The sequence below is a fragment of the Rhodoferax sp. genome, from assembly GCF_028689295.1.
Taxonomy (GTDB): domain Bacteria; phylum Pseudomonadota; class Gammaproteobacteria; order Burkholderiales; family Burkholderiaceae_C; genus Rhodoferax.
Map to the genome: position 1 here is coordinate 137,505 of NZ_JAQTWL010000001.1, position 13,813 is coordinate 151,317.

Genomic DNA, 13,813 nt, shown 5'->3' on the forward strand with positions numbered 1-13,813 from the left:
ATTTCATTTGCTGAAATTTTGGGCAGCTAGAATCCCTTATCCCCAAACACTGTGTTGCTTATTTTTCTCCAGGCATTGCCATTTGCTGTGAACGTTTTTGCATGAACATCGGTCCCTACGTTTTGCCCAACCGCTACTTTGTCGCCCCCATGGCGGGGGTGACGGACCGGCCGTTTCGCCAGTTGTGCAAGCGCCTCGGCGCGGGTTACGCGGTGAGCGAAATGGTGACCAGCCGGCCCGACCTGATGCGGTCACTCAAGACCTCGCAGCGCGCCAACCATGACGGCGAGCCCGGCCCCATCGCCGTGCAGATTGCCGGCACCGATGCGCCCATGATGGCCGATGCAGCGCGCTACAACATCGACCGGGGCGCCCAGATCATCGACATCAACATGGGCTGTCCGGCCAAAAAAGTGTGCAACAAATGGGCTGGTTCTGCCCTGATGCAGGACGAGGCGCTCGCCTTGAGCATTGTGTCGGCCGTGGTGCAGGCCTGTGCCCCGCTGGGCGTGCCGGTCACCCTCAAGATGCGCACAGGCTGGTGCAACAGCGCCAAGAACGCGGTGCAACTGGCCAGGGCGGCCGAGTCGGCCGGCGTGCAGATGGTCACGGTGCACGGCCGCACCCGCGAGCAAGGCTACCGCGGGCAGGCCGAGTACGACACCATTGCGGCCGTGAAAGCCGCGCTGCGCATTCCCGTGGTGGCCAATGGCGACATCGACAGCCCCGAGAAAGCGCGCCACGTGCTGGCAGCCACCGGTGCCGACGCCGTGATGATTGGCCGCGCGGCGCAGGGGCGGCCCTGGATTTTTCGGGAAATCGCCCACTTTCTGGCCACCGGCGAGCCGCTGGCGCCGCCGCTGGTGGCCGAGGTCAAGCACCTGTTGCTGGACCATCTGCACGACCACTACAGCCTGTACGGCGAATTCATCGGCGTGCTCAGCGCGCGCAAACACATTGCCTGGTACGTGCGGGCGCTGCCCGGTGGCGAGGCCTTTCGCACCCACATGAATACACTGACGGATTGCCAGACGCAATGGGACGCGGTGGCCGATTTTTTTGATGAACTCAATGCGCGCATGGATCGCCTGCCTCAGCCCGCGCGCCAGATGCATGACCTTGATCGCGAACTGAATAACAAGATGGAGACCGTTCAATGAAACCCCTGCATATTGCAGATTGTGTGCGCAGCAATTTGGAGAATTACCTGACCGATTTGGGCCACAGCGAACCCAATGGCATGTACGACATGCTGCTGGCCGTGGTGGAGAAACCCTTGCTCGAAGTGGTGATGCAGCGCGCTGACAACAACCAGTCCAAAGCCGCCCAATACCTGGGTCTCAACCGCAACACCCTGCGCAAGAAACTGCTGGAGCACAAGCTCATCGATTAAGCCTGATACGTCATTGCGAGCTTGGCATCGTCACTGCGAGGCCGCAGGCCGTGGCAGTCCATGCCCCCTGGATTGCCGCGTTACGCTGGCAATGACGAATTCATGAACCTGCCACCCACTCTCAATTAACTTACCCCATCCCCATGAACGCTTTAATTTCTGTTTCCGACAAAACCGGTATCGTTGAATTTGCCCGGGCCCTGCATGCGCTGGGTATCAAGCTCATCTCGACCGGCGGCACCGCCAAATTGTTGGCCGACCAGGGCCTGCCCGTGACCGAGGTGGCACAGCTCACCGGTTTCCCGGAAATGCTCGACGGCCGCGTCAAAACCCTGCACCCCAAGGTGCACGGCGGCCTGCTGGCGCGGCGCGACCTGCCCGAGCACATGGCCGCGCTCAAGGCGCACGCCATCGACACCATCGACCTGGCTGTCATCAACCTGTACCCGTTCGAGGCCACCGTGGCCAAGCCCGGCTGCACGCTCGAAGACGCCATCGAGAACATCGACATCGGCGGCCCGGCCATGGTGCGCAGCGCCGCCAAAAACTGGAAAGACGTGGGCATCCTGACCGACGCGTCGCAATATCCGCAGGTGCTCGCCGAGCTCAAGGCTGGCGGCGCGCTAACCCTGGCGACCAAGTTTGCGTTGAGCGTGGCGGCATTCAACCGCGTGGCGCAATACGACGCGGCCATCAGCGACTATCTGTCCTCACTCAACTTTGAAGAGGGCAACAACACGCCGTCGTGCAAGCTGTTCCCGGACCAGTCCAACGGCTGTTTCGTCAAGCTGCAAGACCTGCGCTACGGCGAAAACCCGCACCAAAGTGCCGCCTTCTACCGCGACCTGCACCCGGCACCAGGCTCGCTGGTGACCGCCGTGCAACTGCAGGGCAAGGAACTCAGCTACAACAATATCGGCGATGCCGACGCCGCGTGGGAATGCGTCAAGAGCTTCAACACCCCGGCCTGCGTCATCGTCAAGCACGCCAACCCGTGCGGTGTGGCCGTGGGTGCCGATGCGCTGGCGGCTTACAGCAAAGCCTTCCAGACCGATCCCACGTCAGCCTTTGGCGGCATCATCGCGGTCAACTGCACGCTCGACGAGCGCGCGGCGCTGCAAATGTCCAAGCAGTTCATCGAAGTGCTGATGGCCCCTGACTACACGCCCGAGGCGTTGGCGGTGTTCAAGAGCAAGGTCAACGTGCGCATCCTCAAAATCGCCTTGCCGCCGGGTGGTGGCAGCGACTGGGACAACGGCCGTAACGCGGTGGAGAGCAAGCGCGTGGGCTCGGGACTGCTGCTGCAGACTGCCGACAACCACATCCTCAAGCTGGCCGACCTCAAGGTGGTCACCAAGCTGCAACCCACGCCAGAGCAATTGCAAGACCTGATGTTTGCCTGGAACATTGCCAAGTTCGTCAAGAGCAACGCCATCGTGTTTTGCAAGGACGGCATGACTTACGGCGTGGGCGCGGGCCAAATGAGCCGGCTCGATTCGGCGCGCATTGCCAGCATCAAGGCCGAGCATGCGGGCCTGAGCCTGAAAGGCACGGCAGTCGCCAGCGATGCCTTCTTCCCGTTCCGCGACGGCCTCGATGTGGTGGTGGATGCCGGCGCCACCTGCGTGATTCAGCCGGGCGGCTCGATGCGCGACCAGGAGGTGATCGACGCCGCCAATGAGCGCGGCGTCGCCATGGTCTATTCGGGCGTGCGCCATTTCAGGCATTGAACTGGTCAAAAGAAGCTTTTGCCAGGCTTTGAGTTCTGGCCGATTTTGGTGATGGCACAGATCGGGGCATGGACCCATGCCCTCAATTTTGGCGGGTGACCGCTGCGCTGAATGAAGCAAGTCTTGATGCTTGCGGAGGATCGGTTTGCAGCGTCACGAGTCATTGGGGTTTTGGCTATGAATGACTTGTTAAAGGTTGGTAGAGGACTTTGAAATCTCCAAATTACTCATTCCAGACCCGACATCGAAGTGATTGCCTTTGCTGTCGTGGTAACGTCACGGATGAAATGTAAAGGGAGATAGCAAGTGGCACTATTTGGCAGCAAGACTTCAACAGCAGTTGCATCAGAGGTCGTCAACGTAAAAATCACGTCTACTGTCAAATATGACAAACCAAAAATCCTCCTTATAGACGTGGAGTCGAGCGCCCTTGACACCCTGGCCGAAACTGGGTTCAACGTCAAAGCCGGTACGTTTGGGCAACCTTACAAAGTTCAGATGGCCTCTGGATTTCAGCCGCTCATTTCCGATCCACTGTTGCCGAACCACACCGAGCAAGAAATCGTAATCGTTGATCTTCACTATGAAGTTGCAGATCAACCCGTTGGCAAAAAGAAGCGACCAGACGGCGAGGTTGATTTGTGGGGAAAGTGTGATTGCGGGTTCATTGATCCGCGAATGAGGTGCGCGGCAATGGTACGAAGTGACTTCGACAGAATATTGGCGGCTGGTGGAGTGTTCGTGGTTTTTGCGGCTGCCAAGACACGGGGCTCAATTCAAGCCGCCAGAAAGGGCTATCACGGACTTGAAGATCAGCGACCCTGCAATTGGAGCGAATGGAGTTTCGTATCTGACTTACAAGATATGGATGTATCCCAATCTCACGGCGAAGAAATGAATGTTGTCGATCAAAACACCCCTCTTGGGAAACTCATCAAATCGCATCTTTCAGGTGGCTCTTATGACTGCACCCTATCAGGGGGATTTCGACGTGCAGATCCTTGGATAGCACTTGTTAAAAATAAATTTAACGAAGCTGTCGCGTTGTTTCGTCCTCATGGACCAAAAGGTTTTGTCATTGTTTTACCGCAACTCAAGGGCAAGACAGGCTTCTTGAATTCCCTTTTTACGGATGTGTTGCCAGAGATGGCTCCACATCTCTTTCCCGGAATTGAACAAGGCAGATGGACACATTTGCCGGACTATGAACTGCCAGAGGTTGTCCAACTGCACGCTCAACGTAGCCAACTCGAAGCGAAATTCCAGGCAGATTTGACTGCCTTGGATGAGCAGGTGTTGCAGGCACGAAAACAAGACGGTTGGATGCACGATTTGTTAACGCAAACAGGCGATCCACTTGTGGCTGCAGTGCAAATGGGCTTGAAAACTCTCGGCTTCAAAAGCGTCATTGACATGGACAAAGTGAGAGACAAGGAGGGGAAAAGTCGGCGTGAGGATTTGCAGATTCAGGATGTCAGTCCAACACTCGTTGTTGATGTCAAAGGTATAGCTAGCTTTCCTGGCGACGAAGATGTACTTCAAGCCAACAAGCACGCAACGCTTTTGATGCGCGAACAAAACAGAACAGATGTTTTTGGACTGTCTTTGGTTAACCACCAACGGCATATTCCTCCTATGCAGCGGGACAATGAAATGCCATTTAGGCAAGAGCTTCTCCATGTCGCATTGGAAAGCCAGCTAGGTTTGTTGACGGCGTGGGATTTTTACAGGTTGGTAAGGAATGCTTGTCTGAATCAGTGGAAATTTGAGCACGTACAGCCAGTTCTCTACCAGCACGGGCGCTTTGAAATCGTTCCCGCACATTACAGCTACCTTGGCAAAGTAACCAAGGTATGGAAAGACAAATTTGGCGTTGATATTGAGTCTGGAGCAGTTGCGGTTGGGGAGGGAGTTGCTATTGAATTCAGCGTTTTGTTCGAAGAAGCAGATGTCGCAGAACTCATGGTCAACAACAATAAAGTCCAAGTTGCGAATGTGGGCGACAAAACGGGAATACCTTGGCCAACGACAAAACCCAAGTTGCGTGAGGGCTTGAGAGTTTTTCACGTTGCAAATTGAATTGTTTCTTTGAAATTGTTAATTACTGGAAGGTATTTTTTGAAGTTGAGTTTTCAAAAAACTGGCACTTCTGAACGACAGCTTTCGCGCGCGTACTTGACTCACGGAAATTCCGTATGAATAACCGCAATGGGTCTTGAAGAGTCATAAGCGAGCCATTCACTCCAGCCGGACTAACTGCCTAAAATCTGTGAATCGCGCTTTGTAGGCCCACCTCATTCCCTCTGGTAACCACCATGTCCAAACTCAAACTGACCTATTTCGATTTTCATGGCGGTCGCGCCGAGCCCGTGCGCCTGGCCCTTCACATTGGCGGAGTTGCATTTGAAGACTACCGCTTTGCGTTCCCTGAATTCGCCGAGGTGCGCAAGTCCACTCCCTTTGGCCAAGTACCCACCCTGCAGGTGGATGGCGTTCAGGTCACACAGTGCGACTCGATCCTTCGTTACGCGGGCAAGCTGGCAGGCTTGTACCCTGCCGATGCATTTCAGGCGCTGCTGTGCGACGAGGTCATGTATGTGGTGGAGGAAGCCGGCGTCAAGCTGGGTCCGAGCTTTCGTATGACGGGCGATGCTCAAAGGGAAGCCCGCACTGCCCTCGTCAACGGCTCCATGCCCGTGTATCTTGCCTGGCTGCAAAGCCAGTTGCAGGCGCATGGCGGAGAATACTTTGCCGACCATCGTCTCACCGTTGCTGATCTGAAGGTGTTTGTCGACGTGCGCGCCCTCAATTCCGGTCGCCTGGACCACGTTCCCACCGATCTGGTGGAAAAAGTTGCCCCTGCACTGAATGCCCACATGCAGCGTATCGCCCAAACCCCGACCGTGGCGCAGTATTACGCCAAGTTCGGTGCTTAGGAATTCTTTTGGCCGGCAATGCGACGTGATGAGGAACGGGTTCTCGCGGGTCGAAAGCGATTGCCGTTGACAATCTCTCTCCAACCGAGCCATTCCAATCGCCTACCTGATGCAAGTTCCGCATTCCCCTGAAACGTCTCTCGCTCACAGTCAACAGCTTCCGAGGCCGCGCAAGCCGGGCTGGCGTGTTTTCCTTGGCAGGGCAGCCTGGTCCAGGTATACCTATGAACGGCCCGTAGGTGGTGATCTGAAGCTGCTCGGCAGCGTGAGCAAGGGCTCGCAGGTTGGCGCGCTGGCCATGACGGCTGAAGGTGAGTATGTTCAGGTTGTTGGCGACTATCTGGTGCCTCTGAAAGCAAAGGAGATAGCGAAGGCTGTCGCCAATGCGCCCAAGGAACCGAACCCGGTTTTGTCGGGAGAGACCCCGTCCTGGCTAGCCTCCCGCAAGGAAGCCCCAGCTCCGGTGGTCGTCGTGAAGAAGCGCCGGGTTGCGGTGATGCCGTAGCCTGTTGGAGAGTGTTTTTTTTATGAACTGCTTTTGCCGGTTTGCTGGCAGCAAGGCAGCGGCTGCTGACATAGGTCTGCACGAAATGCTCGCTCCAGACCCGACATTCACCCCTGAAGCCTGACCGTCAGCAATGTGGAGTGGGTTTCGCGGATAGCTGCACCGGCTGCCGACCAAGTGCAGTCATCCATCAATGTCAGGTAGGGAGAATTCCAAATTCATTCAAATTAATGGCCATAGCCACTAAAGCCTGGGTGACTGAATATCCTCAGGTCTGTAGTGGCATCCGGATGAACTGGAAATGGCTTGATCCTTTTGACACATATAGTTTTCTTCTTTATGGTCGGCAACGTACTCGTTTCCGTCAGAAATTAAGCAATTCATTTGCCTTGACAATTCTGTTAGCGATGGACTCAATGCTTTCACGCTTTTGCATTGCTTGGGATCGGAGAAGTTTGTACGCATCTGACTGATCAACGCTTCGACTCTCCATGACGATTCTTGTCGCTTTTTCAATCAGCTGGCTGTGGGCTTGCTTCTGTTCCAAGCGATCTATGTAGCGCTCAAGGGCACGCCTTGTTCGGTATTGGCTGAGTGTTACCGCGATAGCTGTGAGAAGACCCGCCGAGCGCACTGGGGAGGCTATTGTGGCGAATGCATCAAGTTGTAAAACAGCTGTTATCGTGATCGGATTTTCAAACGTCAAGACGGGAATCAAGGCTGGAGTTGAAGGCTGTCCAATCCATCGATACTTCAGTGACAAGGTTTCTGGCCTAACGGCGAGAAGGACCAAATCTGTTCCTTCAGGCAGCACATCCAATTCCGGCCAAAACATCTGGTACTTGCAACCTAGCCGACGCAACTGACCGCAGATTTCTTCACCATCCTGATCGTCGGGATGAACAACGACCACGTTAAGTTCGCGAATGTCTTTGAGCACCGAGAGTGTAATTTCGGGTTTAATCACGGCGTCACCCCTGGCAAAAGCCTATCCAAATTTGAATTCTTTTCGGCGGTCCAAAGTGGGGATGTATGCGCGATCACGAACGGGTCGGCACGTACCAGCTCAGAGGCACTGGCCAGCACATCAAATTGACCATTGCTGTTACATCGACCGATTCGAGGATTCAGATAAGTATGATTGTTTTGCTCATCAATTTTTACAAGCCCTTGCGGGGCGTCAAATTCGAGACCAGGCAAAACGTGAGCCAGCAATGTTGGGTCGTCACTTTCGCAAATTGAGATCGCCTTGGCGAGCAAGTGCATCTGAAAATAGGCAGCTTCCCAACAAACATTTGTGCTGCCACTGTCGCCGAAGCGCGCTTTTTGCAAGGCCACTACCCGATGGTTTTCGATCGTTGGCAAGCTTTGAAAATATCCGGCACAAGTTATCAGGCCCTCCGCCAGATCAGCACCAATGGCAGCGATTTCGGTTTCGCTGCTCATATGACTGGCCACTGGCGTTTTAAATGGGTCCAGACCTGCATCTGCAAGGGCTCGGTGAAGGTGAGCATTGCCCGCACCCACTACGGTTGAAAAAATGAAATCCGGGCTAAGCGCCTGGAGTCGTGACGCCACGGATTTGAAATCGTCCAGCGTCGCGTTCAGTGGCAAGTATGTTTCATTGACTTTCTCTCCACCGCGCTCCTGAATCAACTCGTTCATGATCCGATTTGATTCGTAAGGACAAACGAAATCAGATCCCACCATGGCCACGCGCATGCCATGATGAGACAACATGTAGCTGGCCAAAGGCAAAATATTCTGGTTAGGTGCAGCGCCAGCATAAAAAACATTTCGGCTGTACTCGAACCCTTCATATGGCGTTGCGTAAAAGAGCAGAGCGTTTTGACGTTCGACGATCGGAATCACTGCCTTGCGAGCGCTTGACATGTAGCAGCCCATGATGAGCCGCACCCCATACTCACGAATCAGCTTTTCAGCCATGCCAGGGTAGTTGCCTGGCATGCACGCTGGATCCAGGGAGATCAGTTGGATTTCACGACCGTTGACACCGCCTGTTGCATTGATTTCCTCGATAGCAAGTTGTGTGGCCTGCAATTGAGTTCGCTCTACCAGCGAGGTCACGCCAGTAGTTGAGTAAAGAACACCTATCTTGATAGGCATGGAAGTTTTTGACTGCATGTAGGTGACGTTCTTAAATTTGAGCAATGACTGTGGTGGGCCGGAACGCACTGGAATTGAGCTTCTTTTCCCTGATTCGGTGCATTTAAGCCCACCCTTGAGCCGATGAATGCAAGATTCGTGCATTGAACAAGCATCAATGCCGACTATTGATTGGCATGCATTTTGCTCAGAGTAATTGACCGCGACCAAGGCTTCAATGCCAGTCGTCGTGGACACGTTACCGAAGACAAAAGCGTCAACGGTGACAACGGCAAAAGAGCCCGCAACCATATGCATTGGTGCGGGCTTTTTTTTTGAACTTTCAATTCAGACGGAGTCATGCAATGAAAAGACGTAATTTCCTATCGGCAGTCGGGTCGGGTGTGGTTGTAGCTTCAACATCGTCCTTGCCATCAATGTCCATGGCAGCAGAAGAAAAGGGCCCCATCAAGCTTGGCCTGTTGTTTTCTCAGTCCGGTGCGATGGCCAACAACGAGTCTTTGCTCAAGGACATCTCATTGATGACCATTGATCAGATCAATGCCAAAGGTGGTGTTTTGGGTAGGGAGGTTCAGGGTGTGGTCGTCGACCCAGGTTCTGACTGGCCGATGTACGCGCAAATGGGAAAGCAGTTGATTCAGAGCGACAAAGTGTCCGCGTTGTTCGGTTGCTGGACTTCAGTGTCACGCAAAACGGTCTTGCCTGTCGTCGAGGCGCAAGACAGCTTGCTCTTCTATCCTCTGCACTTTGAAGGCGAAGAGCAATCAAAAAATGTGGTCTACCTGAACTCGCCTCCCAGCAGCTCGGTTTTGCCCGCAGTTGAGTATTTGATGAGTGCTCAAGGCGGCGGCGCCAAGCGCTTCTTCATGATTGGCAGCGATTACGTATGGCCACGCACGATCAACAAGATGCTCAAGGGTTACCTCAAGACCAAAGGCATTCCTGATTCGGCCTTGCGCGAGCAATACGTGCCTTTCGGGCACTCGAATTTCCAGACGATCATTCGTGAAATCAAGGCCTTTGCAGCACAACCTGGTGGCCAGGCCATCGTGGTGATGACCGTGGTGGGTGATTCGGTGCCAGCCATGTTCAAGGAGGCCATCAACCAGGGCGTGAAAGCCACTGACATCCCGATCCTGGGTCTTGACGTTGTTGACAGCGACCTGGAAGGCCTTGACACCACCCCGCTGGTCGGCCATCTGAGTTGCTGGTGCTACTTCCAGAACGTTGACACGCCACTGAACAAACAGTTGAAGGCTGAGTGGCGCCAATATGTGGAAGCCAAGAAGCTGAAACATCGCCCCGATATGGTGATTGACCCAATGGTGAGCACCTACATGGGGCTGAACCTCTGGGCCGCTGCAGCCACAAAAGCGAAATCAGTCGCGCCCGCCGCTGTTCGCAAGGCGCTTCCGGGCATGACGGTGGCCGATCCAGCTGGCTACATTGCCAAGATGGACCCAAGCAACCAGTACCTCTGGCGCGGCAACATGATTGGCTCCATCAATGCCAAGCAGGGCTTTGACATTCTCTGGAAAGCCAAGGGATTGGAAAAACCCATTCCGTTCAGTCCCTACATCAAGGCCTGACGGCCAAGTGTGCTCTGAGTCCGGGCTGCGGCCTGGCCTCAGAGCTGCATTGATTCTTCAACCGTGAAAAATTTTTCAACCATGAAACATTTCTGGCGATTCCTGGTGGCTACAGCTTTGGTTGCACTGACCGTGCAAGCAAATGCAGCGCCATTGTCAAGCGCCCAGCGCTTGTCTTTGCTAAATGGGCTTTGTGGTCCCGAGCAGGTCACCGCGTTAAATCTTCTGGTTGAAGCAGCGGCAAGTGAAGAACGTGTTTGGGCATCACGCATTATCGAATCTCTGAGCAATGGCACCTTCATCTGCAGTTCTGAACGCGGTCCTTTAATAAGCGGCAGCGACGCTGTCCTTGACGCTGCGACGTTGGCACCAGCTGTTGGCGTTGCAGCTTCTGAGGAGCTTCCACTGGTGCCCACGATTGTGCTGCGCCGGGCACTGAGCATCGTGACAGCGCAACTTGACCTTACCAGTCCGGACCTAAAGACGCGTCGCGCCGCTGCCACACAGGTCAACGATTCTTTCGCCAGCCTCAATCCGACTGTGGTGGCGCGCGCACTGGCCGCTGAAAAAGACACAGAGATCAAGGCTTCATTGTTAATGGCGCTGGCCAAACGAGGTCTTCAAAGCGATGTGCCGTCTGAGAGACTGAAAGCGATCGCGGCAATTGCAGAGGTTCCCAGCGAAGCTGGCCGCACTCTGCTGATCAATTATTTGGACAGCAAAATAGACACACTTGACGCTGAATCCGTCAGCGCGGCGCGGTCGGCGCTTCAATCAATCAATGACATGCTCCGTCTCGGACACGTTGCATCGGTAATCTTCAGTGGTCTCAGCTACGGCAGCATTTTGCTCATTTCAGCATTAGGTCTATCCATCGTTTTTGGCCTGCTCGGCGTCATTAACCTGGCGCATGGCGAATTCATCATGATTGGTGCCTACAGCACCTATGTTGTCGAGCAATTGATGCAGTCTTATGTGCCAGGCCTGTTTGACGCCTACATCTTTGTCGCCATTCCCGTCGCATTCCTGATATGCGCATTGCTGGGCGTCGTGCTTGAAGTATGCGTCATTCGACACTTGTACACACGTCCTCTTGAAACCTTGCTTGCGACATGGGCCGTCAGTATTGCGCTGATCAAACTTGTGCAGTTGACTTTTGGCTCCCAGAACGTTGAGTTCATCACACCTGAATTTTTGAATGGTGGTATGCGTGTCTTCGCCGGATTTTTCATTACCTGGAACCGCATTTTTGCCATCGCGTTGGCGCTGCTGATTTTTGGGATGACTTACTTCCTGATAAAACGCACACGTTTCGGCTTGCTTGTGCGTGCCACCACGCAACGACGCGATACGGCTCGAAGTCTGGGTGTGGCAGCGGAAAGTATTGATCGTCTCGCCTTCGGCCTTGGTGCGGGACTTGCGGGTCTGGCGGGCGTGGTACTCACGCAGATCACCAGCGTCAATCCATCTATGGGCACGAGCTTTGTTATTGACGCTTTCATGGTTGTGGTGCTCGGGGGCGCTGGCAGTTTGGTGGGCACTGCAGTCTCATCACTTTTTCTAGGTCAAATTAATCAGTTCATTGAACCTCTTTATGGCGCAGTAGCGGCCAAGGTGACTGTGTTGTTACTCATTGTTTTGATCATCCAGCGCCGACCACAAGGTTTGTTTGCGTTGAAGACAAGGACTTGATGCCATGAAAACATTCACACTATTCACCCAACGCAGCCGACCGTTTGCATTTTCCCTTCTGTTTTTGGCCCTTGCAGCCTACCTGCCGATTTCCCATTTGGTATTTGCTCCTGACAGTGCCTTTCACTTATCGCTGTTCCTGGTCAACCTGATTGGACAGATTGTGTGCTTTGCCTTGTTGGCACTGGCACTGGATTTTGTCTGGGGCCTACTTGGCATTCTCAGCCTGGGACATGGGGTTTTCTTCGGGATTGGCGGCTACGTCATGGGTTTTTATCTGCTGAATGCAGCCTATGGTGACACGCAGGTTTTGCCTGACTTCATGTTGTTCATGGGGTGGGATAAATTTCCGACGGTCTTGGAGTTGTTTGCACACCTGCCAGTTGCCGTGATTCTGGCCATTGTTATGGCCGTCGCAGTGGCGGCTGTATTCGGCTTTGCCACATTCCGCTCGCGCATCAACGGTGTGTATTTTTCCATCATCACACAGGCGCTAACCTATGCATTGATGCTGCTGCTCTTCAACAATGACTTGGGGCTTGGTGGTAATAACGGCTTGACAGGTTTTACCTCAGTGGCAGGATTTCCTTTGGCCCAGGCTTCAACTCAGGTCTGGCTTGCTTGCGCCGCATGTCTGGTGTTCTCTGCGGCTTATCTGTTGCTGCGCACCATTGCCGATTCAAGCCTGGGCCAGGCGATGGTCGGAGTTCGAGACGATGAACCGCGACTGCGCTTTCTGGGCTACCGTACCGACCGCATCAAGCTCGTCGCCTGGTGTCTCTCTGCAGCAGTTGCTGCCGTGGCGGGCATGCTCTATGTGCCTCAGGTCGGCATCATCAACCCCGGCATCGTGTCGCCACTTTTGTCAGTGGAAATTGCGGTCTGGGTTGCCATTGGCGGACGCGGGACCTTGATTGGCGCAGTGTTAGGCGCTGTGCTGGTCACTAGTCTGAAATTCTGGTTGAGTGCCAGCATTCCCAGCTTGTGGCCATTTGTGTTGGCTGCGACCACGCTATTTATTACCGTGGGCCTGAAAAATGGCTTATGGAGCGTCGGTTCATTGATCCGTGGCAAGCGCGGGGAATATGTATGACAACTTCCATCGCTCTTTATGTCAATGGTCTGAGCGTCAATTTTGGCGGCTTTGCCGCGCTGACTAATTTGACCCTGGAGATTCCCTACGGTCAGACGCGAGCCATCATTGGTGCCAACGGTGCTGGAAAAACGACGTTTATGGATGTGATAACCGGCAAGACGCGCCCGACCAAGGGTGAGGTCTTTCTCGATAAATCGGTTGATCTGACTGCACTTGATGAAGCCGCTATCGCCAGAAAAGGCATTGGCCGCAAGTTCCAGAAGCCAAGTGTCTTTGAGGCATTGCCGGTGGAACAGAACGTTGAGCTGGCTGTCCGCAAAGGACAGGGATTTGCCGCCATGCTGACGTCAAGCCTGAAGACCAGTCAGCGCCGACGCATCGAAGAGGTGCTGGTCACCATTGGATTGGTCGAGGAGCGCAGGCGCTTGGCTGGCACTTTGTCGCATGGCCAAAAACAATGGCTCGAAATCGGTATGTTATTGGCCGCCGAACCCAGAGTTTTGTTGCTGGATGAGCCCGTTGCGGGGATGAGCGATGAAGAGACTGAACGCACTGTTGGACTCATCAAGCAGCTGGCATCACCTGATCGAGCCATTGTTGTTGTTGAACACGACATGGATTTTGTCAGCCGTGTTGCTGATCTCGTCACGGTCTTGCATGAGGGGCAATTGCTCGGCGAGGGCTCCATGGACTCTGTCCGCACTGATCCACGCGTGATTCAGGTTTATTTGGGGCGGAGCTGAAC

The 13,813-nt window shown here is 54.3% G+C and carries 12 protein-coding genes; 10 read left to right on the top strand and 2 right to left on the bottom strand.

Going from position 1 to position 13,813, the window contains the following annotated elements:
* Positions 1–101: 101 nt before the first annotated feature.
* From dusB to PHF15_RS00780, 6 genes are all read left to right on the top strand, one after another.
* Positions 102–1,160, top strand: coding sequence for a tRNA dihydrouridine synthase DusB (gene dusB, locus PHF15_RS00755; RefSeq protein ID WP_300117924.1), 1,059 nt, complete (start codon positions 102–104; stop codon positions 1,158–1,160).
* Positions 1,157–1,393: a helix-turn-helix domain-containing protein gene (locus PHF15_RS00760; RefSeq protein WP_300117944.1), complete on the top strand. Its 237-nt coding sequence runs from the start codon at positions 1,157–1,159 to the stop codon at positions 1,391–1,393. Before dusB ends, PHF15_RS00760 begins: the two co-directional genes overlap by 4 nt.
* A gap of 137 nt (positions 1,394–1,530) precedes the next feature.
* Positions 1,531–3,123, top strand: coding sequence for a bifunctional phosphoribosylaminoimidazolecarboxamide formyltransferase/IMP cyclohydrolase (gene purH, locus PHF15_RS00765; RefSeq protein ID WP_300118600.1), 1,593 nt, complete (start codon positions 1,531–1,533; stop codon positions 3,121–3,123).
* A gap of 306 nt (positions 3,124–3,429) precedes the next feature.
* Positions 3,430–5,202 (top strand): hypothetical protein, encoded by a 1,773-nt coding sequence (locus tag PHF15_RS00770; RefSeq protein ID WP_300117945.1) that lies wholly within the window; start codon positions 3,430–3,432, stop codon positions 5,200–5,202.
* 236 nt (positions 5,203–5,438) lie between these two features.
* Positions 5,439–6,059 (top strand): glutathione S-transferase, encoded by a 621-nt coding sequence (locus tag PHF15_RS00775; protein ID WP_300117946.1) that lies wholly within the window; start codon positions 5,439–5,441, stop codon positions 6,057–6,059.
* Positions 6,060–6,168: 109 nt separating this feature from the next.
* The gene (locus PHF15_RS00780) at positions 6,169–6,564 is read left to right on the top strand and encodes a hypothetical protein (RefSeq protein ID WP_300117947.1); all 396 of its coding nucleotides are present in this window, start codon (positions 6,169–6,171) and stop codon (positions 6,562–6,564) included.
* 364 nt (positions 6,565–6,928) lie between these two features.
* On the opposite strand, the gene PHF15_RS00785 is transcribed toward PHF15_RS00780, so the two are convergent.
* Positions 6,929–7,531: an ANTAR domain-containing protein gene (locus PHF15_RS00785; protein ID WP_300117948.1), complete on the bottom strand. Its 603-nt coding sequence runs from the start codon at positions 7,529–7,531 to the stop codon at positions 6,929–6,931.
* The gene (locus tag PHF15_RS00790) at positions 7,528–8,988 is read right to left on the bottom strand and encodes a transporter substrate-binding domain-containing protein (RefSeq protein WP_300117949.1); all 1,461 of its coding nucleotides are present in this window, start codon (positions 8,986–8,988) and stop codon (positions 7,528–7,530) included. Before PHF15_RS00790 ends, PHF15_RS00785 begins: the two co-directional genes overlap by 4 nt.
* Before the next feature lie 125 nt (positions 8,989–9,113).
* On the opposite strand from PHF15_RS00790, the gene PHF15_RS00795 reads away from it, so the two are divergent.
* The 4 genes from PHF15_RS00795 (at position 9,114) to urtD (ending at position 13,811) form a co-directional block, all read left to right on the top strand.
* Entirely contained in the window at positions 9,114–10,280 is a 1,167-nt protein-coding gene (locus PHF15_RS00795) for an urea ABC transporter substrate-binding protein (RefSeq protein ID WP_300117950.1), read from the top strand.
* A 63-nt stretch (positions 10,281–10,343) separates the two neighbouring features.
* Positions 10,344–11,972, top strand: coding sequence for an urea ABC transporter permease subunit UrtB (gene urtB, locus PHF15_RS00800; protein ID WP_300117951.1), 1,629 nt, complete (start codon positions 10,344–10,346; stop codon positions 11,970–11,972).
* 4 nt (positions 11,973–11,976) lie between these two features.
* A complete protein-coding gene (gene urtC, locus PHF15_RS00805) occupies positions 11,977–13,065 on the top strand; it encodes an urea ABC transporter permease subunit UrtC (protein ID WP_300117952.1) in 1,089 nt (362 codons plus the stop codon).
* Complete coding sequence (gene urtD, locus PHF15_RS00810; RefSeq protein WP_300117953.1) at positions 13,062–13,811, top strand: urea ABC transporter ATP-binding protein UrtD; 750 nt, start codon at positions 13,062–13,064, stop codon at positions 13,809–13,811. The genes urtC and urtD overlap by 4 nt, the downstream gene beginning before the upstream one ends.
* The last annotated feature ends 2 nt before the right edge of the window (positions 13,812–13,813 follow it).